The sequence below is a fragment of the Pseudomonas sp. GD03862 genome (assembly GCF_029840855.1).
Classification (GTDB): Bacteria; Pseudomonadota; Gammaproteobacteria; order Pseudomonadales; family Pseudomonadaceae; genus Aquipseudomonas; species Aquipseudomonas alloputida.
Map to the genome: position 1 here is coordinate 81,166 of NZ_JAOCDI010000013.1, position 25,846 is coordinate 107,011.

At 63.1% G+C, this 25,846-nt stretch carries 22 protein-coding genes; 7 read left to right on the forward strand and 15 right to left on the reverse strand.

The features are described from left to right. Positions 1–40 precede the first annotated feature (40 nt). On the reverse strand, positions 41–796 hold the full coding sequence (locus tag N5D53_RS11280) for a sulfite exporter TauE/SafE family protein (protein WP_104960877.1): 756 nt from the start codon (positions 794–796) through the stop codon (positions 41–43). Between the two features lie 97 nt (positions 797–893). On the opposite strand from N5D53_RS11280, the gene N5D53_RS11285 reads away from it, so the two are divergent. From N5D53_RS11285 to leuA, 4 genes are all read left to right on the forward strand, one after another. Beyond that, positions 894–1,772: a LysR substrate-binding domain-containing protein gene (locus tag N5D53_RS11285; protein WP_104960876.1), complete on the forward strand. Its 879-nt coding sequence runs from the start codon at positions 894–896 to the stop codon at positions 1,770–1,772. An 80-nt stretch (positions 1,773–1,852) separates the two neighbouring features. Continuing rightward, positions 1,853–3,232 (forward strand): exodeoxyribonuclease VII large subunit, encoded by a 1,380-nt coding sequence (xseA, locus tag N5D53_RS11290; RefSeq protein ID WP_104960875.1) that lies wholly within the window; start codon positions 1,853–1,855, stop codon positions 3,230–3,232. A gap of 3 nt (positions 3,233–3,235) precedes the next feature. Then, positions 3,236–4,063 carry a M23 family metallopeptidase gene (locus N5D53_RS11295; protein ID WP_104960874.1) on the forward strand — a complete coding sequence of 276 codons (828 nt, stop codon included), beginning with the start codon at positions 3,236–3,238 and terminating at the stop codon, positions 4,061–4,063. A 432-nt stretch (positions 4,064–4,495) separates the two neighbouring features. Then, positions 4,496–6,169: a 2-isopropylmalate synthase gene (gene leuA, locus N5D53_RS11300; protein ID WP_010952204.1), complete on the forward strand. Its 1,674-nt coding sequence runs from the start codon at positions 4,496–4,498 to the stop codon at positions 6,167–6,169. Positions 6,170–6,563: 394 nt separating this feature from the next. Here the strand turns inward: leuA and N5D53_RS11305 are convergent, their stop codons facing one another. Genes N5D53_RS11305 through zwf form a run of 3 tightly spaced genes read right to left on the reverse strand, consistent with a single transcriptional unit; the run spans position 6,564 to position 9,431 of the window. Further along, the gene (locus N5D53_RS11305) at positions 6,564–7,244 is read right to left on the reverse strand and encodes a bifunctional 4-hydroxy-2-oxoglutarate aldolase/2-dehydro-3-deoxy-phosphogluconate aldolase (RefSeq protein ID WP_003255037.1); all 681 of its coding nucleotides are present in this window, start codon (positions 7,242–7,244) and stop codon (positions 6,564–6,566) included. Positions 7,245–7,261: 17 nt separating this feature from the next. After that, the gene (gene pgl, locus N5D53_RS11310) at positions 7,262–7,975 is read right to left on the reverse strand and encodes a 6-phosphogluconolactonase (protein ID WP_104960873.1); all 714 of its coding nucleotides are present in this window, start codon (positions 7,973–7,975) and stop codon (positions 7,262–7,264) included. Further along, positions 7,962–9,431 (reverse strand): glucose-6-phosphate dehydrogenase, encoded by a 1,470-nt coding sequence (zwf, locus tag N5D53_RS11315; protein ID WP_010952201.1) that lies wholly within the window; start codon positions 9,429–9,431, stop codon positions 7,962–7,964. Before zwf ends, pgl begins: the two co-directional genes overlap by 14 nt. A gap of 211 nt (positions 9,432–9,642) precedes the next feature. On the opposite strand from zwf, the gene hexR reads away from it, so the two are divergent. Continuing rightward, positions 9,643–10,506 carry a DNA-binding transcriptional regulator HexR gene (gene hexR, locus N5D53_RS11320; protein ID WP_169774905.1) on the forward strand — a complete coding sequence of 288 codons (864 nt, stop codon included), beginning with the start codon at positions 9,643–9,645 and terminating at the stop codon, positions 10,504–10,506. On the opposite strand, the gene N5D53_RS11325 is transcribed toward hexR, so the two are convergent. The 11 genes from N5D53_RS11325 to edd form a co-directional block, all read right to left on the reverse strand. Continuing rightward, the gene (locus N5D53_RS11325; RefSeq protein ID WP_003255044.1) at positions 10,499–11,353 is read right to left on the reverse strand and encodes a D-hexose-6-phosphate mutarotase; all 855 of its coding nucleotides are present in this window, start codon (positions 11,351–11,353) and stop codon (positions 10,499–10,501) included. The two genes, hexR and N5D53_RS11325, sit on opposite strands and share 8 nt — an antisense overlap. Before the next feature lie 117 nt (positions 11,354–11,470). After that, positions 11,471–12,814, reverse strand: a complete 1,344-nt coding sequence (locus tag N5D53_RS11330) for a carbohydrate porin (RefSeq protein WP_010952199.1) — start codon at positions 12,812–12,814, stop codon at positions 11,471–11,473. A 40-nt stretch (positions 12,815–12,854) separates the two neighbouring features. Continuing rightward, entirely contained in the window at positions 12,855–14,009 is a 1,155-nt protein-coding gene (gene ugpC / locus N5D53_RS11335; RefSeq protein WP_003255047.1) for a sn-glycerol-3-phosphate ABC transporter ATP-binding protein UgpC, read from the reverse strand. A gap of 3 nt (positions 14,010–14,012) precedes the next feature. Further along, positions 14,013–14,858 (reverse strand): carbohydrate ABC transporter permease, encoded by an 846-nt coding sequence (locus tag N5D53_RS11340; RefSeq protein ID WP_104960872.1) that lies wholly within the window; start codon positions 14,856–14,858, stop codon positions 14,013–14,015. Beyond that, a complete protein-coding gene (locus tag N5D53_RS11345; RefSeq protein ID WP_003255050.1) occupies positions 14,851–15,759 on the reverse strand; it encodes a sugar ABC transporter permease in 909 nt (302 codons plus the stop codon). Before N5D53_RS11345 ends, N5D53_RS11340 begins: the two co-directional genes overlap by 8 nt. A gap of 133 nt (positions 15,760–15,892) precedes the next feature. Beyond that, positions 15,893–17,179 (reverse strand): ABC transporter substrate-binding protein, encoded by a 1,287-nt coding sequence (locus N5D53_RS11350; protein ID WP_266025051.1) that lies wholly within the window; start codon positions 17,177–17,179, stop codon positions 15,893–15,895. 107 nt (positions 17,180–17,286) lie between these two features. After that, entirely contained in the window at positions 17,287–18,540 is a 1,254-nt protein-coding gene (locus N5D53_RS11355; protein WP_190869658.1) for an AGE family epimerase/isomerase, read from the reverse strand. Between the two features lie 215 nt (positions 18,541–18,755). Beyond that, positions 18,756–20,210 carry an ATP-binding protein gene (locus N5D53_RS11360; RefSeq protein ID WP_010952195.1) on the reverse strand — a complete coding sequence of 485 codons (1,455 nt, stop codon included), beginning with the start codon at positions 20,208–20,210 and terminating at the stop codon, positions 18,756–18,758. After that, positions 20,191–20,916 carry a two-component system response regulator GltR gene (gene gltR, locus N5D53_RS11365; RefSeq protein ID WP_014589861.1) on the reverse strand — a complete coding sequence of 242 codons (726 nt, stop codon included), beginning with the start codon at positions 20,914–20,916 and terminating at the stop codon, positions 20,191–20,193. The genes N5D53_RS11360 and gltR overlap by 20 nt, the downstream gene beginning before the upstream one ends. Before the next feature lie 78 nt (positions 20,917–20,994). After that, positions 20,995–21,954: a glucokinase gene (locus tag N5D53_RS11370; protein ID WP_104960870.1), complete on the reverse strand. Its 960-nt coding sequence runs from the start codon at positions 21,952–21,954 to the stop codon at positions 20,995–20,997. Then, positions 21,951–23,777, reverse strand: coding sequence for a phosphogluconate dehydratase (gene edd / locus N5D53_RS11375; RefSeq protein WP_003255057.1), 1,827 nt, complete (start codon positions 23,775–23,777; stop codon positions 21,951–21,953). The genes N5D53_RS11370 and edd overlap by 4 nt, the downstream gene beginning before the upstream one ends. A 264-nt stretch (positions 23,778–24,041) precedes the next feature. On the opposite strand from edd, the gene gap reads away from it, so the two are divergent. Both gap and N5D53_RS11385 read left to right on the forward strand, forming a co-directional pair. Then, positions 24,042–25,043 carry a type I glyceraldehyde-3-phosphate dehydrogenase gene (gap, locus tag N5D53_RS11380; RefSeq protein WP_014589858.1) on the forward strand — a complete coding sequence of 334 codons (1,002 nt, stop codon included), beginning with the start codon at positions 24,042–24,044 and terminating at the stop codon, positions 25,041–25,043. 256 nt (positions 25,044–25,299) lie between these two features. Continuing rightward, positions 25,300–25,812, forward strand: a complete 513-nt coding sequence (locus N5D53_RS11385) for a sigma-70 family RNA polymerase sigma factor (protein ID WP_003255059.1) — start codon at positions 25,300–25,302, stop codon at positions 25,810–25,812. The last annotated feature ends 34 nt before the right edge of the window (positions 25,813–25,846 follow it).

Here is a 25,846-nt window from a genome sequence, read left to right on the forward strand (position 1 = left end):
ACAAGCCTGAAAAACGCCGGTAATGACGCAATTCTACCGCTCAGGCGCTCAGGTAGCGACCAATCAACGCCAGCCCACTGGCCAGCACCAGCCAGGTCACCAGCCGTACGAACGCTTCGCGGGACAACCGGTTGGTCAACCGACGCCCTACCCAAAGGCCAATGAACATGACAGGCAGCAGGGAGGCGGCGAGCAGCAGCAGGCTTTGGTCGGCATAGACACCGGCAATCAGGAACAGTGACAGACGCACTATCGTACTGCAGCTGATCAGCGCGCTCTGGGTGGCGCGTACCTGTTCCTTCACCTCCAGCCGTGCGCTCAGGTAAAGGGCATAAAGAAACCCGCCGCTGCCGAACAAAGCCCCGAACAACCCGCCTGCCGTGCCCATCGGCACCGCCCAGAAGCCGGACAGGCTGGCTGGCCTCACTTTCACTGCCAGCCCGTAAACTGCATAGGCAGTCACGAATACCCCCATCAACAGCAGCAACAGGTCGGACTTCAGTTGCAGCAGGAACACCACGCCCAACGTACAACCCAAGGCCATGAAGGGCAGCAGCCGCAGCAATTCACTGCGGACCACATCCCGGCGCGACGGCAGCAGGTTGCCGAACGCGGCCACGAAATCCAGCAGCACCAGCAACGGGATGATGCGTGACAACGGCATGAAGTGAATCAGCACTGGCCCCGCCACCAGTGCAGTACCGAAGCCGGCGATGCCGAAGACGATGTAAGCCACGGCAATGGCGAACAGGATCGACAGCCAGTCAAGGCCGGAAAACGACAGTTGGGCAAGCATGGCAGCAGTTCCTGGGAAGACAGGCAAAGGTTAGCCAGCCATGAGCCATGCCGACTAATATGCCTTTATTTAAAAAGCCATCTCGAAAAGGCATGACATGACGTCGATCCGACAGTTGCGTTACTTCGTGGAGATCGCCGAGTGCGGCAGTTTCAGCAGTGCAGCCGAGCGCCTGTACGTAGCCCAGTCGGCCCTTAGCCGGCAGATCAAGGAGCTGGAGCAACAACTGGACACGCCGCTGTTCGAACGCACGGCGCGCCTGCCTCGCCTGACGCTGGCCGGTCAGGCCTTTCTTGAACGGGCGCGACGCTTGCTGGCTGACCTGGAACAGGCCGAGCGGGTTACCCGTGACATTGGCCAAGGGTTGCAAGGCAGCTTGCGCCTGAACCATTCCAGCACCGTGCCGCTGACCGGCGGGCTTCTGGCTCGCCTGGGGAACTACCTGAAGCACAACCCAGGGGTTTCGCTGGAGATTGCGCAGCAGTCATCGGAGGCACAGCTGGAAGACATTGCTGCCGGACGGCTGGATATCGGCCTGTTGCGCTTGCCGGTGCTGCGCCAGCATGAAGGCGTGGTGCTGCACGAGTTGTTCGACGAACCCTTGTTGCTGGCGGTCGCCGCTGGACACCCCTTGGCGGGTACTCAGCACGTGCAACTGGAGCAATTGAAGGAAGAACGCTTCATTTCCATCCCGCACCGGGATCGCGGTGGCTTGAGCTACCTGTCGGCCTCGTTGTGCATGGGGGCAGGGTTCTTCCCGCAGGCGGCGCAGGTACTGTCGCGCAAGACTACGCAGTTGCAGCTGATACAGGCGGGGTTTGGGGTGGCGTTGTTGCCAGAGTGCATGCGCCAGATCGCACCCGCTTCGGTCAGTTTCGTGGCACTGGAAGGAGATTGCCAGAGCACAGTGGCGCTGGCCTGTCGCCGCGATGCGGGGCAGATAGCCCGGCAGTTCGTAACGGCCCTGCAGGCCTGAACCTTGTTCTTCGCCGGTGCACCCGCTCCAACAGGGCCCGGGACAGACAACCGGGGCCGATGTCATTTATGATGCCAGCCATGATCAAAGACCCTTTCGAACGACTCGGGCTGGACCGCGAGGTCCTTACCGTCAGCCAACTCAACGGCCGCGCCCGCGTGCTGCTGGAAGACGTTTTCCGCAGCGTGTGGGTGGAAGGCGAAATCTCCAACCTCGCCCGCCCGGCGTCCGGCCACCTGTACTTCACCCTCAAGGACAGCGGCGCCCAGGTGCGTTGTGCGTTGTTCCGGCAGAACGCCACGCGGGTACGCCAGGCGCTGCGCGATGGCCTGGCGGTGCGGGTGCGTGGCAAGGTTTCGCTGTTCGAGGGGCGTGGCGACTACCAGCTGATTCTCGACACCGTCGAGCCAGCCGGTGATGGCGCGCTGCGCCTGGCTTTCGATGCCCTGAAGGAAAAGCTCGGGGCCGAGGGGCTGTTCAGCGCCGAACGAAAGAAGCCACTGCCGGCTCACCCGCAGCGCATCGGCATCATCACCTCGCCCACTGGCGCGGTGATCCGCGACATCATCAGCGTGTTCGGCCGCCGTGCCCCGCAGGTGGAGCTGAACCTGATACCTACGGCGGTACAGGGCCGCGAAGCCATCGCGCAGATCGTACGCGCCATCCGCCTGGCCGACAGCCTCGGCTTCGATGCGCTGATTCTGGCGCGGGGTGGTGGCTCGCTAGAAGACCTGTGGTGTTTCAACGAGGAAGCCGTGGCGCGTGCCGTGGCCGCCTGCGTCACGCCGATTGTCAGCGCCGTGGGCCATGAAACCGACGTGTCGATCAGCGACTTCGTGGCTGACGTGCGCGCGCCCACCCCGTCGGCTGCCGCCGAGCTGCTGGCCCCTGACAACAGCGGCCTTCGGCAACGCCTGGATGGCCTGCAACGGCGCCTGCTGCTGCGCATGCAGAACCGTCTGACCCACGACCGCCTGCGCCTGGAGTCACTCACCCGGCGCCTGCGCCACCCAGGCGAGCGTTTGCGCCAGCAGGCTCAACGCCTGGACGACCTGGACATGCGCCTGCGTCGCGCGTTCATGCTCAACCTCAACCAGCGCCGCGAACGCCTGGCACGCCTGGACGCCCGCCTGGCCGCGCAGCATCCGGGGCGTAACCTGAAACTGCTGAACCAGCGCCTGGACAGCCTGGCCGAGCGCCTGCCACGGGCCATGCGCGAGGTGCTCAAGGACCGTCGCCAGCGGTTCCAGGCCCAGTTGCAGACACTGCAGGTGGTCAGTCCGCTGGCCACCCTGGCCCGTGGATACAGCATTTTGCTGGATGAGCAAGGCCAGGCCATTCGCAGCGCCGAACAGACCCGCAACGGCCAACGCCTGACCGCCCGCCTGAACGAAGGCGAGCTGCTGGTGCGGGTCGAAGACAACCACCTGACCCCGGTCACCCTCTCACTACTGGACTGACACATGCCCCGCGTGCTCGCGCCCCTGCTTGCCCTTTCCCTGCTGCTGTTGGCCGGCGGCGCCCAGGCCAGCTACATCACCCGCACACTGAACAAACCGGTACCCGGCGGTGTGGCAGTCGTCGACCTGGGCCCCGCCGCTAACGCACCCAGCGCCCGTTTCGACGGCAAGCCGGTGCTGGTGGTGAAGGAGCAGGACAACTGGCTGGCCATCGTCGGCATCCCGCTGACCCAGAAGCCCGGCACCGCAGTGCTGAACCAGGGCGGGCGCACCCTGCCTTTCAGCGTAGGCAGCAAGAAGTACCCTGAGCAGCGCATTACCCTGAAGAACACGCGCCAAGTCAACCCGAACCCGGCCGACCTCAAGCGCATCGAGCGCGAGCTGGCCGAGCAGATCAAGGCCTACCGCAGCTTCAGCCCGAACCTGCCGAGCAACCTGGTTCTCGACAAGCCGGTCAACGGCCCGCTGTCGAGCAAGTTCGGCGTGCGCCGCTTCTTCAACGGCGAAGAACGCAACCCTCATGCGGGGCTGGATTTTGCGGTGCCGGCAGGCACGCCGATCAAGACACCCGCCAATGGCAAAGTGATTCTGGTGGGGGATTATTTCTTCAACGGCCGCACGGTGTTCGTCGACCATGGGCAGGGCTTTATCAGCATGTTCTGCCACATGTCGAAAATCGATGTGCAGGTCGGCCAGCAACTGCGTCGTGGCGAGGTGGTCGGACGCGTGGGCTCGACCGGGCGGGCTACCGGGCCGCACATGCACTGGAACGTCAGCCTGAACGATGCGCGGGTGGACCCGGCGATTTTCATTGGCGCGTTCCAGCCCTGAAACTGCGGCGCCTGCTTCGCGGGCACGCCCGCTCCCACAGGTACAGCGAAGCCTTCAGACACAGCACAATACTTGTGGGAGCGGGCATGCCCGCGAAGAGGCCAGCACAGTCGACAGCAGTTCAACTGTGTTGCGCCATCGAAAAATACTGCGCAAACATCAATAAGCGCCCAGCAGATCCAAGCCATAAAATCTCGCCTAATGGCTTTTTTTAAGCATTCCTCTCAATTTTTCCCGAACGCTTGCCATCCCCCACCCCACTGGTTAAGTTTGAAGGCATGAAAACCTTCAGCACCCTCATCCTGCTCCGACAACATCGCAGCCTCTGCCTGGTCAGCGCCCGACTACCAGGCTGAATCGCGTCGCCTCGCCTCTTCATATCGTTATCGCTCGGCAGGCCCGATCTCGGCCGCACACAAAAGGATTGCTTCCATGACCATGCTCAAAGACCCTTCGAAGAAATACCGCGCTTTCCCGACCATCGACCTGCCTGACCGTACCTGGCCGTCGAAGACCATCACCCAGGCACCTATCTGGTGCAGCTCCGACCTGCGTGATGGCAACCAGTCGCTGATCGAGCCGATGGACTCGGAGAAGAAACTGCGCTTCTGGAAGACCTTGGTGCAGGTTGGCGTGAAGGAGATCGAAGCCTCGTTCCCGTCTGCCTCGCAAACCGATTTCGACTTCGTGCGCACCCTGATCGAGGACGGCCACATCCCGGATGACACCACCATCCAGGTGCTCACCCAGGCACGTGAAGACCTGATTGCCCGTACCTTCGAATCGCTGCGCGGTGCGAAGAAGGCCATCGTCCACCTGTACAACGCCACCAGCCCGTCGTTCCGCCGCATCGTCTTCAATCAGGACAAGCAAGGCGTGAAGGACATCGCGGTGAACGCGGCCAAGCTGTTCGTCAAGTACGCCGCCCAGCAGCCGGAAACCCAGTGGACCTTCCAGTACTCGCCAGAAACCTTCAGCGCCACTGAAATGGAGTTCGCCAAGGAGGTCTGCGACGCGGTCATCGAGGTGTGGAACCCTACCCCTGAACACAAGATCATCCTCAACCTGCCGGCCACCGTGGAAGTGTCCACGCCAAATATCTACGCCGACCAGATCGAGTGGTTCTGCCGCAACGTCAGCCGCCGCGACAGCGTGATCATCAGCCTGCACTGCCACAACGACCGCGGCACCGGCATCGCTGCCACCGAACTGGGCCTCATGGCCGGCGCCGACCGTGCCGAAGGCTGCCTGTTCGGCAACGGCGAGCGTACCGGTAACGTCGACCTGGTGACCTTGGCACTGAACCTCTACACCCAGGGCATCGACCCGTTGCTGGACTTCTCCGACATCGACGGCGTGCGCAAGGTGGTCGAAGAATGCAACCAGTTGCCGGTACACCCTCGTCACCCGTATGTGGGCGACCTGGTCCATACCGCGTTCTCCGGCTCGCACCAGGACGCCATCCGCAAGGGCTTCGCCAAGCAGCAGGATGGGGAACTGTGGGAGGTGCCTTACCTGCCGATCGACCCGGCCGACATCGGCCGCAGCTACGAAGCGGTAATCCGCGTCAACAGCCAGTCGGGCAAAGGCGGTATCACCTACCTGCTCGAGCAGGAATATGGCATCAGCCTGCCGCGTCGCATGCAGATCGAATTCAGCCAGGTGGTGCAGGGTGAGACTGACCGCCTGGGCCTGGAAATGACCGCCCAGCAGATCTACAGCCTGCTGCACAAGGAATACCTCCAGGCCAACGCGCCATACGCACTGGTCAGCCATCGCCTGCAGGAAGAAAACGGCCACAGCGCCGTGGAAGTGGAAGTTGCCGGTGAAGGCGAAACCACCCTGCACTGGCGCGGCAAGGGCAACGGCGCCCTGGAAGCACTGGTGGCCGGCCTGCCGATTGCCGTGGAGATCATGGACTACAACGAGCATGCGATTGGCGCTGGCACCAACGCCAAGGCAGCTGCCTACATCGAACTGCGCGTGGCCGGTGGCCGCCCGGTACATGGCGTGGGTATCGATGAGAACATCACCACGGCCAGCTTCAAGGCCCTGTTCAGTGCGCTGAACCGCTCGCTGAGCCAGCAGGAAGCCAAGGCGGCCTGAAGCCTGGAATGAGGGATGAGAAAGCCCGCATCGTTTGATGCGGGCTTTTTGTTGGCCTGGACTGGCCCTTTCGCGGGTAAACCCGCTCCTACGACGGGCTGCGCCCAATCACCAATGTGTGTCCACCACCGATCAGGTGTAGGAGCGGGTTTACCCGCGAATACGGAGGCCACGGCAACGGTGAACGGCCAGGGATATTGGCCAGCAGGCCCGGCCCATTCGCGGGTGAACCCGCTCCTACAACGGCCTGTGCCCCCCGGTGTATGTCCACCGCAGATCGGTGCGTAGGAGCGGGTTTACCCGCGAAAGGGCCAGCACAACCACGGCAAATACCCCAGGCAAAAAAAGGGGCGCCGACCAAGCGCCCCACAAGCCGTAAAGCACACAACTGTTTTCAGTTGGCGTCCAGCAGCGCCATCGCCTCGGCACTGCACGCTTCGATCCGCGCCCAGTCACCGTTCTTGATCCAGCTGCTGTCGAGCATCCAGGTTCCACCCACGCACATCACATTCGGCAGTGCCATGTAGTTGCGCACGTTGGCCGGGTTCACACCGCCGGTGGGACAAAAACGAATATCGCCGAACGGGCCACCAAAGGCCTTGATCGCCGCTACGCCGCCGCTGATTTCCGCCGGGAACAACTTGAACCGGCGGTAGCCCAGGGCATAGCCCATCATGATTTCGGACGGCGTGCTGATGCCCGGCAACAGCGGGATTTCACTGTCCACGCCAGCCTCGAGAATGTCCTGGGTAATGCCAGGGGTAACGACGAACTGCGCGCCCGCAGCTTCAACCGCCGCGAACATGCTGCGGTCGAGCACGGTACCGGCGCCGACACACAGCTCCGGGCGCTGCTCACGCAGCACCTGAATGGCCTTGAGGCCATGCTGCGAGCGCAGGGTCACTTCCAGGGTACGGATACCGCCAGCGGCCAGGGCGTCAGCCAGCGGCAGAATGTCTTCCTCACGAGCAATGGTGATTACCGGCAGGATGCGCGCCTTTTTGCAAATGGCGTCGATCCGCGCGGCTTTATCAGCCATCGAGAGCTTGGGCTGTGGGCGTTCAAGGGTGGTCATGACAGTGGATCCTTGGCTCATGGGCACCAGTAGATGTCCAGGGGGTCGTGAAGAAAAGCGCGAATCGGCATTTCAGTAAGGTCGTTGCCCGCCAGCGCGGCGCGCAGGGTAGCGAGTTTGCCCTGGCCTTGCACAGACAGCGCGATGAAGGCCGCGCTGGCCAGCAGCGAACGGGTCATCGACAGGCGCTGGTGCGGCACGCTCGGCGCCAGCATCGGCAGGCAGCGGCGTGGGCCGGCCGGGTCCAGGCCTGCTTCCAGGTTGGGACTGGCGGGGAACAGCGAGGCGGTATGGCCATCGTCGCCCATGCCCAGCACCAGCACGTCGATCGGCGGTAGCTCGGCCAAGGCCTGGTCAGCTTTGAGCGCAGCTGCATCGAGGTTCTCCGCCTGCTGGTACAGGCCAACGAAACGGGCCTTGGCCGCTTCGCCCTTCAGCAGGTGGCGGGCCAGCAGGCCGGTATTGCTGTCGGCGTGCTCCACCGGCACCCAGCGCTCATCAGCCAGGCTGACAGTGACCTTGGCCCAGTCCAGGTGCTCGCTGGCCAGTTTCTCCAGGAACGGCACCGGGCTGCGGCCGCCAGACAACACCACACAGGCCTGCCCCTTGGCGGCAATCGCGGCGCGCAGGCGCTCAGCCACATCATGAGCCAAGGACACGGACAGTGCCTTGGCATCCGCCAGTTCATGAGCCTTCACGGCCGCTGGCAGTTTCAATTCAGATATCCCCATACCACGCCCTCCCATCGCGTGTGATCAGTGCAATCGAGCTCATCGGCCCCCAGGAGCCCGCCGCGTATGGCTTGGGCGCATCGCCCGCATTACGCCAGCCGGCGATCAACTGGTCGCACCACTTCCAGGCATACTCGATTTCGTCCTTGCGCACGAACAGGTTCTGGTTGCCGCGCATCACTTCGAGCAACAGTCGCTCGTAGGCATCCGGAATTCGTGCACTGCGCCAGGCATCAGAAAAATTCAGCTGCAATGGGCCACTGCGCAGTTGCATGCCCTTGTCCAGGCCCTGCTCCTTGGTCATCACCCGTAAAGAAATGCCTTCGTCCGGTTGCAGGCGGATGATCAGCTTGTTACCGATCTGCAAACGCTGTTCCGGGGCGAAGATGTAGTGCGGCGTTTCCTTGAAGTGAATGACGATCTGCGACAGTTTTTGCGGCATGCGCTTGCCGGTTCGCAGGTAGAACGGCACGCCCGACCAGCGCCAGTTACGGATGTCGGCGCGCAGGGCAACGAAGGTTTCGGTGTCGCTCTGGGCGTTGGCGTTGTCTTCTTCCAGGTAACCCGGCACCGGTTTGCCTTCGCTGTAGCCGGCAATGTACTGGCCGCGCACCACGCTGGTGCTCAGGCCGTCGCCAGTGATCGGTGCCAGGGCTTTGAGCACTTTCACCTTCTCGTCGCGGATGGCATCGGCGGACAGTTCGCTGGGCGGGTCCATGGCGATCAGGCACAGCAACTGCAGCAGGTGATTCTGGATCATGTCGCGCAGTTGGCCGGCCTTGTCGAAATAACCCCAACGGCCCTCGATACCGACCTTTTCCGCGACGGTAATCTCCACATGGGAGATGGAATTCTGGTTCCACTGGGTTTCGAACAGGCTATTGGCGAAGCGCAGGGCAATCAGGTTCTGCACCGTCTCTTTGCCCAGGTAATGGTCAATGCGGTAAACCCGGCTTTCAGGGAAGAACCGCGCCACGGCATCGTTGACCCGGCGCGACGACTCCAGGTCGTGGCCAATAGGTTTCTCGAGCACTACCCGGGTGCGCGCAGCCAGCCCGACCTTGTCGAGGTTTTCGCAGATGGCCCCATACACCGCCGCCGCCGTGGCGAAGTAGGCGATCAGCGGCAGCTCGCCCGGCAGTTGCTCGGCCAAGGCCTGATAGCCCTCGGGCTGAAGGAAGTCCAGGTGCTGGTAATTCAGGCGGGCAAGGAAGCGCCCCAGCGCAGCAGGCTCGATATCTGCCTCGGGCACGTGCCGGCGCAGGTGGGCTTCGATGCTGTCCAGGTGCTCCTGCGCACTGCCGACCTCACGGGCGAGGGCCAGCAGGCGGGTGTCCGGGTGCAACAGGTTGGCCCGGTCGAGCTGGTAGAGCGCAGGAAACAGCTTGCGCAATGCCAGGTCGCCGAGGGCGCCAAACAGGGCAAAGGTGCAAGGTTCGACACTGATTGCGGCCATGATGTTGGTTCTTTCCTAAAGTTGGTCTAGGAATACCGCTTTCACACACGGTTTTCAAGGGATAATGTAGTAAAAACCACAACATTACACACAAGTGTTACAGACAAGTGGTACGCCAACCGCACCGACAGTACGATAGACGACCGTGCAAAAAGCCTGCTGCTCACACAGCCGGCTGTCTTCCCGACCCAAGGACACACCCATGGACCGCGTGCGAAACCTCCTGGAACAGATCCAGGGCCGCCTCGACGAGCTGAACAAGGCCGAACGCAAAGTCGCCGAAGTCATCCTGCTCAACCCGCAACAAGCCACCCGTTTCAGCATCGCTGCGCTGGCCCAGGCGGCCAAGGTCAGCGAACCGACCGTCAACCGCTTCTGCCGCTCGTTCGGCGTCAGCGGCTACCCCGAGCTCAAGCTGCAACTGGCGCAGAGCCTGGCCAGTGGTGCCGCCTATGTCAGCCGCGCGGTAGAGGCCGACGATGACCCGGCCGCCTACACCCAGAAGATCTTCGCCAGCGCCATCGCCTCGCTTGACAGCGCCTGCCAGCAACTGGACCCGCAGCAGGTCAGCCGCGCCGTGGACATGATGATCCAGGCCCGGCAGATCCACTTCTTCGGCCTCGGCGCCTCAGCCCCGGTGGCCCTGGATGCGCAGCACAAGTTCTTCCGCTTCAACCTGGCCGTGTCGGCCCACGCCGATGTGCTGATGCAGCGCATGCTGGCCTCGGTCGCCCACACCGGCGATCTGTTCGTGATCATTTCCTACACCGGGCGCACCCGCGAACTGGTCGAAGTGGCGCGCCTGGCACGTGAAAACGGCGCTTCGGTGCTGGGCCTGACCGCCGCAGGCTCGCCACTGGCCAATGCTTGCAGCCTGAGCCTGCACATTCCGCTGCCGGAAGATACCGACATCTACATGCCAATGACCTCGCGGATCATCCAGCTGACTGTGCTCGATGTACTGGCCACCGGCATGACCCTGCGCCGCGGCGTGGACTTCCAGCCCCACCTGCGCAAGATCAAGGAAAGCCTCAACGCCAGCCGCTACCCGATCGAGGACGACGAACTCAACTGAGCCGGTGCGCCTGCAATCGCAGGTGCGCACGCTGCCCAGGTGCCAGGCTCAGGCCTTCGCCACTGCCACTGGTCGCCTCGACGCAGACAAAACGCTGCGACTCGCGGCCAGTCACCCCCATCAGCGGGCGATTGCCAGGGTGCCAGACCACGGTGTCGTCGCTGTCACCGGTGTCGATGCACAGCTCGCGCTGCCAGGCTGGGTCCTGCAATTGCACCCGTGGCGTACCGGGGTAGACCTTCTGGCAGCCGCCCTTGAGCTTCAGCGCGCCATCCTCACGGCAAGCCTGGCGGTTGAGGCGGTCGTAGCCCTCGATGTCTTCCAGACCAGACAGCGCTATCTCGGACACGTCACTGATGCGCCAGTACGCCAGCAGCGCATGGCTCAACTGGCAGGGTTCGCTGTCCTGATGTTCGGTGCTCAAGCTCAGCTCCATGCGGCTACCCAACCGGGCATGCAGGTCGACCTGCCAGTCGCACAGGTCCAGCCGCCATTTCAGGGTCACGCCCTCCTCGTCCTCACGGCTGTCCACCAGCTTCCAGTCCAGCAACCGCGCCCAACCGTGGGCCGGCCACAGGTCTTCGCTGGGATGACGGCCATACCAGGGCCAGCACACCGGCACACCACCGCGGATCGCCCCCACCTGCGGCCACTGTTCGGCGCACCACAGCCACGGCCGTTCACCCGCTGGTTGAAAGTGCAGCAACTGCGCGCCCTGGCGGCTGAACACCGCCTGGCAACGGGGGTGGTCGATGATCAGGACATCGCGCTGCTGATAACGCTCCCACTCGAATGTCGGCCGGGGCCGCTGCGAGGAGAAGAAGCGATGGAGCGGATGTTCGGGCATGGTTCAGAGCTCTTGTTGTTTGAGATAGCGCTGTCTCGGCCTATCCCCAACACCCACTGCAGACCAGTGGGTGCCGGGAACCGAAAATGGATTGGCGTAAATTTACAACAAGTTGACTCAGAATGACGACTGAATCTTCAAGCCAGCGACCAGCGCGTTATCCACCTCGTCCACCCCGCCAGGGCTCTTGATGTACTGCAGGTTGGGCCTCACGGTCAGCCAGTTGGTAACGTGGAAGCCGTAGTAGAGCTCTGCGTTGTATTCGGTACGCTGCAGCGGTACGAAACCAGGGTTGTCGTAATCGTTGATGCCGCTCTGTGCGTTGAGCAGTTCGGCGCGCTTCTTCACGTCGTCATTCACATGAATACGCGCCACACCGAAGCCGATGTCATCCTTGGGCCGGGCGTCGAAAGCGCCTTTGTAGACCAACCCCACCTGTTGGTAGTTGTCGACCACGTTGGTGGCCTTGTCGTGCACGGTGAAGTTGGCGAAAAGGCTGAGGCCCCGGTTGACGTCGCCGCCATGGGCAGTGACCTGCTGCTGCGCCACCACCCACCATCCGTGCTTGCTGGAGTGCGACTTGAAGGCTTCACCTGTCAGCGCCTGCGGGTTGCCGTTGACGTCGTCGTACACATCGTCAGCCTTGGCCGTGCTGTAGTAGTAACCCAGGCGGTACTCGCCCGGCAGGCCATTGACCTTGGGCGACCACACCGCTTCCACCGGCAAGATCGCACCCTTGGTACCACTGCCGCTGAGCTTGAAGCCGTTGCCGGTTTCCAGGTTGGAAGGGTTCTGCTCGAAGGCCCCGACCTGTACGAAGAACTCCGGCGTGATGTTGTACTTCACCCGCAGCGCCCACTGGCTGACCGGCCAGTTGTACCAGATGCCGCCCACCCAGTTGCCCACCTGCGAGCCGCAGAAGGCCAGGTTCTGGAAGTCGCAAGGGAAGCTGTTGAAGTCCTCGCCCTCGCCAAAACGGCCAAATTTCACGTCCAGCGCGCCGTCGAAGTACTTCTGCTTGATCCACATCTGGGTCAGGCGCCAGGTCTGGCCACGGCCCCACACCTCCTGCACCGAGCTGAACTGCCCGGCGCGCGGGTCGCTGATGCGGTCGTTGGACAGGTTGCGACCGCTTCGCTCGGTGATCGCCAGCTTGAACTCGGCATCATGCCAACCCAGTATCTTCTGCAAGTCCAGATGCGCGCCGAGGGCGAACTGGTCGCTGTAGCGTGCCGTCTTGTCGTCGTTGTAGCCGCCATGCAGGTTGCCAGCCACCTCACCCACATAATCGAGGGTGAAGTCATAGCCCTTGTCCAGCAGCTCGGTCCGGGTGCCGCCCCAGTCGCCGGTCATCCATTTGGATTCGCTGGAAAAAGCCTCGGCAGCCTGTGTACCGCTGCTGCCTACAAGTGCAAGCAAGGCCAGCGATCCCAGTGTCTTGATGCGTTTGCGCTGTTCCATCCCTTTGCGTCCTCTTTTTCTTATTGATGGTGTAGACGAGTCAACGGCCTTTGAAGTGAGCCACGTTGTCCTTTGCGGTTGCGCCAGTACTGGCCAGATGCAGGCGCTCGCCATTGGCGGCGTCGAACAGCAGCACCCGGGCCGGGTCGAATTGCAGGTTGAGGGTGTCACCCACCCGGCACGCCACATCTGGCGCCAGGCGGCAGCACACCTTGGTCTGGTTGAGCGTGACGAACACCAGCAGGTCCGGCCCGGTGGGCTCTGTCACCTGCACCTCGGCGCGGATAGCCGGCAAACCATTGCCGTCAGCAGCGCCCAGGGCGATCTGCTCAGGGCGGATGCCGAGGATGATCTCGCGCCCCTCAAGCGCGTCAGCAGCCTCCCCCAAGGGCAGTTCGCAGCGCGCCTGGCCGCTGTCGAGCAGCGCCAGCAAGCGGCCATCCTGCCTGGCCAGACGCACCGGAATGAAGTTCATTGGCGGCGAACCGATGAAGCTGGCCACGAACTGGTTGGCCGGGTCGTTGTAGATCTGCTGCGGGGTGCCGAACTGCTGGATGATGCCGTCCTTCATCACCGCGACCTTGTCGCCCAGGGTCATGGCCTCGATCTGGTCATGGGTGACGTACACCGTGGTGGTCTTCAGGCGCTGGTGCATCAACTTCATTTCAGTGCGCATTTCGACCCGCAGCTTGGCATCGAGGTTGGACAGGGGTTCATCGAACAGGTAGATCTTGGGTCGCCGCGCCAGCGCCCGGCCCATGGCCACGCGCTGCTGCTGGCCGCCGGACAGCTGCGCCGGCTTGCGCGCCAGCAAGTGTTCGATCTGCAGCAACTTGGCCACCCGCGCCACTTCCTCGTCGATGGCGGCCTGGGGCAGCTTGCGGATCTTCAGGCCGAACTCGATGTTCTCGCGCACGCTCATGGTGGGGTACAGCGCATAGGACTGGAACACCATGGCGATATCGCGGTCCTTGGGGCTCATGCCACTGACGTCCTGCTCGTCGATGAGGATGGCGCCGCCGGTGATCTGCTCCAGGCCGGCGATACAGTTCATCAGGGTCGACTTGCCGCAGCCCGACGGGCCCACCAGGATCAGGAACTCGCCGTCCTTGATCGACAGCTGGATGTCCTTGAGGGTATCCGGCAGGCCGCTGCCGTAGGTCTTGTTCACATTGCGAAGTTCGAGCGTTGCCATGGCTTACCCCTTGACCGCGCCGGCCGTCAGCCCGCGCACGAAATATTTGCCTGCCACCACGTAGACCAGCAGGGTTGGCAGGCCAGCGATCATCGCTGCCGCCATGTCGACGTTGTATTCCTTGGCCCCGGTGCTGGTATTGACCAGATTGTTCAGGGCGACGGTAATCGGTTGCGAATCGCCGCTGGAGAACACCACGCCGAACAGGAAATCGTTCCAGATCTGGGTGAACTGCCAGATCAGGCAGACCATGATGATCGGCGTGGACATCGGCAGGATGATGCGGCGGAAGATGGTGAAGAACCCGGCACCGTCCAACCGCGCGGCCTTGACCAGCGCGTCGGGGATGCTCACGTAGAAGTTGCGGAAGAACAGCGTGGTGAAGGCCAGGCCGTAGACCACATGCACCAGCACCAGGCCGCTGGTGGTGCTGGCCAGGCCAAGCTTGCCGAGGGTGAACGAGGCCGGCAGCAGCACAGTCTGGAACGGCAGGAAACAGCCGAACAGCAGTAGGCCGAAGAACAGTTGCGAACCTCGGAAGCGCCACATCGACAGCACATAGCCGTTCAGTGCACCAATCGCGGTGGAGATCAGCACCGCGGGCACGGTGATCATGATCGAGTTCCAGAAGTAACCGCTGACCGCTCCCCAGGCCTTGACCCAGCCTATGCCGGTAATCACTGCAGGCCAGCTCAGCAGGTTGCCGGTGGTGATGTCTTCGGGGGTCTTGAAGCTGGTCAGCAGCATCACCACCAGCGGTACCAGATACAGCAGCACGGCGATCAGCAACACGGCATGGATGGCCATACGGCTGAAGCTGAGCACCGGCTTGTCGACAGGACTATGCATGGCGTTTGCTCCGCAGCTCCGAGTACAGGTAAGGCACGAGGATCGCCAGGATTGCCCCGAGCATCAGGATGGCGCTGGCCGAGCCCATGCCCATCTGGCCGCGGCTGAAGGTGAACGAGTACATGAACATGGCCGGCAAGTCGGAGGAGTAACCCGGGCCGCCGGCCGTCATTGCCGCCACCAGGTCGAAGCTCTTGATGGCAATGTGCGAGAGGATCATCAGTGCACTGAAGAACACCGGGCGCAGGCTGGGCAGCACCACGGTCCAGTAGATGCGCGGCAGGCTGGCGCCATCCATCTGCGCAGCGCGGATGATCGACGGGTCGACGCCACGCAAGCCGGCAAGGAACATGGCCATGATGAAGCCCGAAGCCTGCCACACGGCCGCGATCACCAGGCAATACACCACCCGGTCGGGATCGATCAGCCAGTCCAGGCGAAAGCCCTCCCAGCCCCAGTCACGCAACAACTTGTCCAGGCCCATGCCCGGGTTGAGCAGCCACTTCCAGGCGGTACCGGTGACGATCATCGACAACGCCATGGGGTACAGGTAAATGGTGCGGATGAAGCCCTCGCGACGGATGCGCTGGTCCAGCAGCACCGCCAGCAACACACCGATGGCCAGGCTGATGGCGATGAACAGGCCGCCGAACAGAAGCAGGTTCTTGCTCGCCACCCACCAGCGGTCGTTGTCGAACAGACGGGCGTATTGCGCAAGGCCCGCCCACTTGTAGGTGGGCAGAAAGGTCGAGGTGGTGAAGGACAGCACGAAGGTCCAGAGGATGTAGCCGTAGAAGCCCACCAGGACGATGAACATGCTGGGTGCCAGCACCAGCTTGGGCAGCCAGCGCTGAAGCGCGTCCAGGGGTGAGGCCCGCAATTGGGCGGTGGTCGTGGTCATGTATTGGATCCCGAGGTAGTGGCAGTGCTATGCACCGCTTCGCGGGCAAGCCCGCTCCCACAGGTCCGGCGTCATGACCAGGAACAGTGGTGAGCAGGGCCCATCTGGGAGCGGGCGTGCCCGCGAACAGCCGTTACTGGGCAGCCTTGATAGCCGCCGCCAGCTTCTTCGCCGCATCGGCCGGGTCGGCCTTGGGGTCGTTGATGTAGTTGGTCACCACATCGAAGAACGCGCCCTGCACGGCCAGCGTGGTGGCCATGTTGTGCGCCATGCTCGGTTGCAGGCCGCCCGTTTTGGCGTCGGCCAGGAAGTCCTTGGCGGAGGTTTGAGCACAGGCATCGAAACCATACTTGCCCATGTCGGCAAGCATGTCGTTGCGTACCGGGATCGAACCCTTGTTGATGCTGAAGACTTTCTGGAAGTCCTCACCCAGCACCTTGCGGGCGATGTCCTGCTGACCGGCAGAGGTGCCAGCGTTGTTCTGCTTGAACACCACCAACGAGTCGATGTTGTACAGGAAGGACTTGTCAGTACCGGGGAACGGCACGCACTGGTAATCCTTGCCAGCAGTTTTCTTCGCCAGGGTCCATTCGCTCTTGGCCCAGTCGCCCATGATCTGCATGCCGGCCTTGCCGTTGATGACCTTGGCAGCTTCCAGGTTCCAGTCCTGGCCCTTGCCGTCCGGGTCCATGTAGGTGGCGACTTTTTTCAGCTCGGTCAGCGCCTTGACCATCTGCGGCCCGGTCAGCGTTGCGCTGTCGAGGTCGACCAAGGCCTTCTTGTAGCCATCGACGCCCATCACCGACAGCACCACGCTTTCGAACACGGTGCTGTCCTGCCAGGGTTGGCCACCATGGGCGAGCGGGATGAAACCGGCAGCCTTGAGCTTGTCGGCAGCGGCGTAGAATTCGTCGAGAGTGGTGGGCGCCTTGTCGATGCCGGCTTTTTTGAACACCTCGGGGTTGATCCACAGCCAGTTGATGCGGTGGATATTCACCGGTACGGCAACGTAGTCACCGTCGTACTTCACGGTGTCGGCCACTTTCTTGTCGAGCAGCGAGTCCCACTTTTCTTCCTTGGCCACATCCTTGAGCACATCGGCGTCGAGCAGGCCGGTGGCCGCCCAGTCCTGGATGTCCGGGCCTTTGATCTGCGCGACGCCCGGCGGGTTGCCGGCCACTGCGCGGCTTTTGAGCACGGTCATGGCCGTTGCACCACCGCCGCCGGCGACGGCGCCGTCCTTCCAGATGAAGCCGTCTTTTTCGACCTGGGCCTTGAGCACATCGACCGCCGCTTTTTCACCACCGGAGGTCCACCAGTGCACCACTTCGACACTGCCTTTGGCCTCAGCAGCCTGGGCACCCAAGGGGATTAACGAGGCAAAGGAAATTGCGGCAGCGAGACGGAGCGTGGAATTCATCGGAGCACCTTTCTTGTTGTTATGCCGTGCAAGTCGATCGCTTGCGTAGCATGAAGTCTAAACAGCGTGCCCGCCTCGTCAGGTAACGAAGCGATGCGTGAATGTCATCATCTGGTTACATAGCTGGAGCTGGCCAGGTTGCTGGCCAGGCTGGGTGCCAGCGGCAAGCCTGGCAGCAGCAGCGCCTGGTAGGCGTGGTAGAGGTCGGGCTTGCCCGGCCAGAGGGACCCGGCCGGCTGGTTGTGCGCATCGAGTTCGTGGTGCCAGCTGCCGCCAATGGGGTCGATGAAATGGTTGGCGATAAAGCCCCAGCAGCAGCGGTACCACTGTTCGTAATGCGCCTCGCCGGTGCGTTGCAACAGGGCTGCCGCAGCCGCGCAAGCCTCAGCGTGCACCCAGTGCAATCGTGCATGCACCACCGGGCGATCAGCCCAGTCCAGCGTATAGACGAAACCCGGTTCGCCATCGACGTTCCAGGCCTGTTGGCAGGCTGTGTCGAACAATGCGCGGGCACTGTCCGCCAGCCATTGCGGGGCGTACAGGCCGGCCCGTTCAAGGCTGGCTTCCAGGTGCAACAGCAACCGCGCCCACTCCAGGGCATGCCCGGGTGTAGTGCCATAAGGCCGGAAGGGGTCGGCGGGGTGTTCGAGGTTGTAATCCGGCAGCGGCTGCCAATGGGCATCGAAATGTTCGATCACCCGATAGCCGTTGGCGGCGGCATGGGTATGGATGATGCGTTCGGCGATACGCAAGGCACGTTGCAGCCACAGGCCGTTGCCGGTGACGTCTGCCAACGCCAGGAAGGCCTCGGTCGCGTGCATGTTGCTGTTGGCGCCCCGGTACTGCTCGGGGAGCTGCCAGGCGCGGGAGAAGGTTTCCCGCAGGGCACCTTCTTCTTCGCTCCAGAAATGCGCTTCGATCACCTGGATTGCGTCTGCCAATAGCGTATTGGCGTCGACAGCGCCGGCCACCACCGCCGAGCTGGCGGCCAGCGCGACGAAGGCATGCAGGTACGCCGCCTTGCCGCTATCGTCGTGGCCGCCAGGATGGGCGAACCAACCGCCGTGGGTGGCATCCTGCATGGCACCGCGCAGTGCTGCCACACCGTGCTCGGCATAGGCCAGGCTACCGGGGATGCCCTGCAGGTGGGCCAGGGCAAAGCAATGGGTCATGCGGGCGGTGTTGATGGTTTCGGCACGGGCACCGGGGGCGAGTTGCCCATTGGCATCCAGGTTACCGAAACCGTCGGGTAGTTTCGCGGCCTTGGCAAAGGCCAGCAGGCGCTGTGCTTCAGCCAGGCGCCAGGCGGTGTGGGCCGGGGCATTGAGCCAGCTGTTAACGGACAGGTTGAGGGGGGTCATGGGCCAGCTTGATCCTTGCCAGTCGTTTGCGAATTCTAGCCAGCGGGGTCATGGCGGATGTCACGAAGGACGGCGGGATTGTCACCGGGCAGTGACATTTTGGGTGCCTGTGCGGGCCTCTTCGCGGGTGAACCCGCTCCTACGACGCAAACCTGACTCGGTCGTTGCAGGAGCGGGTTCACCCGCGAAGAGGCCCGCACAGGCACCCCAAAAACTCAATCCATACCCCGCGGCAAATACAGGGTCACCCGCAGCCCGCCCTCCCGCAGGTTCAGCAAGCTCACCTCGCCCCCATGGCTATGGGCGATGTTGCGCGCAATGCCCAACCCCAGCCCATACCCCTGCTGCTGCCCGGCCAGCCGGAAATGCGGCTCGAACACCTGTTCCAGCTGCTGTTGCGGCACCCCGGGCCCCTGGTCATCCACCTGCAGCACAAAGCCCTCTGCCCCGTCGATGATGCGCAGCCGCGCCCGTTCGCCGTACTTGATGGCGTTGTCGATCAGGTTGCCGATGCAGCGACGCAACGCCAGCGGCTTGCCCGGGTAAGGCGCCAGCGCCTGGCCCTCGACGGTGATGCGACCATCGCCCAGGTAAGGCTCGGCCAGAATCTCCAGCACCTGGTTAAGGTCGACCGGCTCGATGTTTTCGTGGATGTCGGTGTCCTTTACGCACTGCAACGCGCCTTTGACCAGCAACTCCAGTTCGTCCAGGTCCTGGCTGAACTTGGCCTGCAGGCGCTCGTCCTCCAGCAGTTCGACACGCAGGCGCAGGCGGGTGATCGGCGTGCGCAGGTCGTGGGAAATGGCGCTGAACAGCTGGCTGCGTTCGGTCAGGTAACGGCTGATACGCTCGCGCATGCTGTTGAATGCCCGGCTCACCTCGACCACTTCACTGCCGCCAGCTTCAGCCACTGGCGCCACATCGGCACCCAGCGACATCTCTCGGGCGGCCCGCGCCAGGCGCTTCAGTGGCCAGCTTTGCCAATGCACCAGCAAGCCGATGAACAGCAACAGCAAGGCCGTGGTCAGCACGATGAAGCCGATCTGCTGGCGCGGCAGGCGTTCGGCTTCCAGCCCCGTGTACGGTTCGGGCAACAGCGAGGCGATGTACAACCATTCGCCCTCGCCCAAGCGGATCTGCGTGACCAGTACCGGGGGTTTCAGCGGTTCCAGGGTCAGCGAATAATGGGCCCATGAGCGCGGCAGTTCGTCGAGTTTGAGGCCGCTGTTGAAGATGCGCAGGTCGTCAGGCCCGACAAACTCCACGGAAATTTCCATCTGCGAACCCAGGCGCTCGTGCAGCACCTGCTGGAACACATCGATCACCGCCTGCTTGCGAGGGGTGACGGGCAGTGCCTGCATGTCCAGCGGCGTGGCGTTAAGCGACACGAAGAAACGCGTGCCGCCCATGCTGCGCAATTGGTCGAGCACCAGCGGCCGATAGGCCACCGGCAGCGAGCGGAAGTAACTGACGCTGGCACTCATGGAATGGGCCAGGCTGCTGGCGCTGGCACGCAGCCCCTGAAGCTGGCTGGCGCGCAGCTGGGACACCCAGATGATGCTGGACAACCCCTGGGCCAGCAGGACAACCAGCAAGGTCAGCAACAGCATGCGCCCCAGCAAGGAGCGCGGCAGCAGGCGCCAGCGCCGCTCAGGGCGCACAGCAGACATGCGCCGCCAACAAGTAGCCACTGCCTCGCACGGTGCGGATCAGCCGGGGAGGTTTGTCGGTATCGCGCAGGCGCTGGCGCAGACGGCTGACCGCCATGTCGACGATACGGTCCAACGGCATCGGTTCGCGACCACGGGTGGCGTTGCCGATGGTGTCGCGGTCGAGGATTTGCTGCGGGTGATCGAGGAACAGTTTGAGCAGGGCAAAGTCGGCGCCGGAGAGAATCACCTCCTCTCCATCACGGTGGAACAGGCGGTGGCTGACCGTGTCCAGGCGCCAGTCGTCGAAAGCCAGCACGGCGCTGCCCGGCGCCGTCTGGCCGAACTCGGTGCGGCGCAACAAAGCCTTGATTCGCGCTTGCAGTTCGCGGGGGCTGAACGGCTTGCCCAGATAGTCGTCAGCGCCCAGCTCCAGGCCGATGACCCGGTCGGCCTCGTCCGAACTGGCGGTGAGCATGATGATAGGTACGCGCGCCTGGCGTGGGTGCTGGCGTACCCAGCGGCACAAGCTGAAGCCGTCCTCGTCGGGCAACATGACGTCAAGAATGACCAGGTCGCAGGGCGTGGTTTCCAGCGCGTGGCGAAAGCCCTTGCCGTCAGCCTCGGCATGCACCTGGAAGCCGGAGCGGCTCAGGTAGGTTTGCAGCAGTTCACGAATTTCCTGGTCGTCGTCGACCATCAGGATCGATTTGCCGGCAGTGCTCAAGGTGGTCCTTCCTCTTGTTGATTACAGGTCTTTTTGCCTGCTGTCGGGTATTGCCATCGGGGCCGCAAAGCGGCCCCCTCAGTGATCCAACGCCTGCTGCAACGCTACCCCTGCCCCCTCCAACCCGGAATATTCCGCCGTCACCAGCCACACCGGAACCCCGGTGAAATAGCCACTCATACACCCCTTGTCGGCAAAACTCGCAGCAAACCCGCTACGCAGGAACAGCTCGGCAAAGCGCGGAATCACACCGCCCACAATATAGACCCCGCCTCGCGCGCCCAGCGTCAGCACATTGTTACCCGCCACTCGCCCAAGGAAACGACAGAATTGCTCGACCACCGCCAGCGCACGAGGCTCACCGCCCAGTGCGGCATCGGTGATATGCGCCGGGGTCTTGTGCCTGGGCGTGTCGCCGTCCAGCGCACAGATCGCCTGGTACAGCCGCACCAGGCCACCCCCACTGAGCACGGCCTCGGCGCTGACATGGCCGATCTGACTGTGGATCTGCTGGTGGATTGCCGCTTCGCGAGCATTGCCTACCGGCAGGTCAACATGTCCGCCTTCACCCGGCAGGGCCTTCCAGTGCTGTTCGCCCAGACGCAGCAACGAGCCCACACCCAGGCCAGTACCTGGCCCGATCACCAATGCCGGCCTCGAGGGGTCGGCCTGGCCGGGGCACACCTCGCGGAACTCGCCTTCGCGCAGACGCGTCATGCCCAGCGCCATTGCGGTGAAATCATTGATCAGCAACAGTCGCTCGACCTGCAAGGTCTTGCAAAATGCCGTGCGACTCAGGCGCCAGTGGTTGTTGGTGAAGCGGAATTCATCGCCATCGACCGGGCCGGCCACCGCCAGGCACACCGCCGCCAGACCACCGCGGGCGATACCTTGGCTTTCCAGGTAGGCCTCGATGGCCTGCTCGGGGTTGGTGTAGTCCGCGGTGGCGAAAACATTTACTTCATGCAGCTGGTTGTCACGCCACAACGCAAAACGGGCATTGGTGCCGCCAATATCACCAACCAGCAGGTGCTTCATTTGAGGTGCTCCAGGGCCGAGGTAAAGGCACTGGCGCCCTGCTCTGCCGGGCTGAACGCCATGCGCATGAAGCCGAACAGCTCGCGCCCACAACCGAGGTCGTTGCCCTGGGGTGCCGGCGGCAGCTCACGGCTGGCCAGTTCTTCGGCCGACACCATGATCCGCAACGTGCCTTCGACTCCGTCGACCCGCACGATATCACCATCGCGCACCCGCGCCAGCGGGCCGCCGTCGTAAGCCTCCGGGCAAACGTGGATGGCCGCCGGGATCTTGCCCGAGGCACCGGACATGCGCCCGTCGGTGACCAGCGCAACCTTGTAGCCACGGTCCTGCAATACACCGAGGAACGGGGTGAGCTTGTGCAGTTCCGGCATGCCATTGCAACGCGGGCCCTGGAAGCGCACCACCGCGACAAAGTCACGTTCCAGCTCACCGGCCTTGAACGCGTCGGCCAGCGACTGCTGGTCCTGGAACACCCGCGCCGGGGCCTCGACCACCTGGTGCTCGGGGGCGACGGCAGAGACTTTCATCACGCCACGGCCCAGGTTGCCCTCCATCACCCGCAGGCCGCCTTCGGCCGAGAATGGTCGCGACACCGGGCGCAGGATGCTTTCGTCCAGGCTGTGTTGCGGCCCTTCGCGCCACACCAGCTTGCCATTGTCGAGGAAGGGTTCCTGGGTGTAGCGGCGCAGGCCATGGCCGGCCACGGTGTTGACATCTTCGTGCAGCAGGCCGGCGTCGAGCAGTTCACGAATCAGGAAGGCCATGCCGCCGGCAGCCTGGAAGTGGTTGATGTCGGCCTTGCCGTTGGGGTAGACGTGCGACAGGGTCGGCACCACTTCGGAGAGGTCGGCCATGTCCTGCCAGGTCAGCTGGATACCCGCAGCCTGGGCGATCGCCGGGATGTGCAGGGTGTGGTTGGTCGAGCCGCCGGTAGCGTGCAGCGCGACGATGGAGTTGACCAGCGCCTTCTCGTCGACGATTTCGCCCAGCGGCATGAAGCTGCCACTGGCCTTGGTCATGCGTGTCACCTGCTGCGCAGCCTCGGCGGTGAGTGCGTCACGCAGCGGCGTGTACGGGTTGACGAACGAGGCGCCCGGCAGGTGCAGCCCCATCACTTCCATCACCAACTGGTTGGTGTTGGCGGTGCCGTAGAAGGTGCAGGTGCCGGGGCTGTGGTAGGAATTCATCTCGGACTCCAACAGCTCTTCGCGGCTGGCCTTGCCTTCGGCATAGCGCTGGCGCACATCGGCCTTCTGCTTGTTGGAGATGCCGGAAACCATTGGCCCACCCGGGACGAAGATGGTCGGCAGGTGGCCGAAGCGCAACGCGCCCATCATCAGGCCGGGGACGATCTTGTCGCAGATGCCCAGCATGAGTGCCGCGTCGAACATGTTGTGCGACAGCGCTACCGCCGTGGACATCGCGATCACTTCACGGCTGGCGATCGCCAGCTCCATGCCCGGCTCGCCCTGGGTCACCCCGTCGCACATGGCCGGCACGCCACCGGCGAACTGGCCGACCGAACCGACCTCGCGCAGGGCCTGCTTGATCTGCTCGGGGAAGTGCAAGTAAGGCTGGTGGGCAGACAACATGTCGTTGTAGGCCGAGACGATGGCCACGTTGGCCGCGTTCATCAGGCGCAGAGTCTGCTTGTCTTCGCTGCCGCAACCGGCCACGCCGTGGGCGAAGTTGGCGCACTGCAGGCTGGCACGCATGGGGCCTTCACTGGCCGCGCCGCGAATCAGTTGCAGGTAGCGTTCGCGGGTGGCGCGGCTGCGTTCGACCAGCCGCTGGGTGACCTCAAGGATGCGCGGATGCATGTACTGGACTCCAGGCTAATTGTAAGGGCGGTTTACCGGGCATTTCCCCTCCAAACGATTGCGGCCTAGGCTCATGGTTAGGAGCCCGCTGCATCGGTGGAGGCACGACGCCCAACCACTCGTTGTATATTTAAACAAAATACTGCCACTAAAAAGGCTTGTTTTCTATCAGCCAGTGAATAATCTTGTAATTCCAACAACAAAACCGTTTCAGTGAAGCTCCTTTGTGCCACAGGTTTCACTCGAACTGCCAGAGGTACTGCCATGACCCTTCGCATCGCCATCAATGGATTCGGCCGAATCGGGCGCAATGTCCTGCGCGCACTGTATACCCAAGGCTACCGCCAGGACCTGCAGGTCGTCGCCATCAACGACCTGGGCGACAGCACCATGAATGCCCACCTGCTCAAGTACGACAGTGTCCACGGCACCTTCGACGCGACCGTCGAGGCCGACCACGAAAGCCTGACGGTCAACGGTGACCGTATCGCGGTCAGTGCCATTCGCAATCCGGCCGAACTGCCCTGGAAGGCCGAGGCGATCGACGTGGTGTTCGAGTGCACCGGGCTGTTCACCGACCGCGCCAAAGCCGCTGCGCACCTGGCCGCCGGGGCGGGCAAGGTGATTGTCTCGGCTCCGGCCAAGGGTGCCGATGCCACTGTGGTGTACGGGGTCAACCACGACATCCTGCGTGCCTCGCACCAGGTCATTTCCAATGCCTCCTGCACCACCAACTGCCTGGCGCCGATCGCCCAGGTGCTGCACCGGGAGTTCGGCATCGAGCAAGGCCTGATGACCACCATCCACGCCTACACCAACGACCAGGTACTGACTGACGTTTACCACAGCGACCCGTACCGCGCGCGTTCAGCCACCCAGTCGATGATCCCGAGCAAGACCGGTGCCGCCGAGGCCGTGGGCCTGGTGCTGCCGGAGCTGGCCGGCAAGCTGACCGGCATGGCGGTGCGGGTGCCCGTCATCAACGTGTCGTTGGTGGACCTCACCGTCAACCTCAAGCGCGAGGCCACGGCCGAGCAGGTCAACCAGCTGTTCCTCGAGGCCAGCAAGCATTCCAAGGTATTGGGCTACAACGCCCTGCCATTGGTTTCCTGCGATTTCAACCACAACCCGCTGTCGTCGATCTTCGATGCCAACCATACCCGGGCCAACGGGCGGATGCTCAAGGTGCTGGCCTGGTATGACAACGAGTGGGGGTTCAGCAACCGGATGCTGGACAACTGCCTGGCGCTGCACCGGGCTGGCTGACGCGACCCGTGTGGGAGCGGGCTTGCCCGCGAAGCCAACACCGTGGTGGATGGCACGGGCTTCGCCCGTGTTCGCGGGCAAGCCCGCTCCCACAGGGATCGCGCCAGCTTTTGGAAATTGAGCAAGACAGTTGCTCCAAAAAAAAGCAAACGACATCCAGCGACTACAATCTTTACCTTTTCCTGATAATTCCACACTTGACCTGCCGCACGGATGATAAGCATTATCATTAACCTTTCGTCGGCCAGGTCCCCCCGTGAGTCAGTCCCGGTTCAATTCCGTCTTCCTCGTTCAGCGCCTCACCCTGCTGCGTACCCTGCAGCGCATGGTCGGTAACCCCAGCACGGCCGAAGACCTGCTGCAGGAAACCTACCTGCGGGTGTCCCGCGCGCTGGGCGAGCGGCCCATCGAGCACATCGAGCCGTTCGTGTTTCAGACCGCGCGCAACCTGGCGCTGGACCACCTGCGTGCACGCCGGGTGCAGGCACGCATGCTGGTCGACGACGTGCCCGACGAAGTGCTGCACAGTGTCGCCGCGCCCGCCACCAGCAGCGAGGATGCCGCCCACGCCGAGCAGTTGCTCAAGCACCTCAGCGTCAGCCTCAATCAACTGAGCGAACGCCAACAACGCATTTTCATCCTCAGCCGCCTGCATGGCGCCACCTATCTGGAAATCGCCGAACAACTGAGTGTTTCGCCCAGCACGGTACAAAAGGAACTGAAACTGATCATGGCAATCTGCATGGGTGTTGCCGAACGACTCAAGTGAGCTGACCCCAGGCGAACGGCAACGCAAAGCCCTT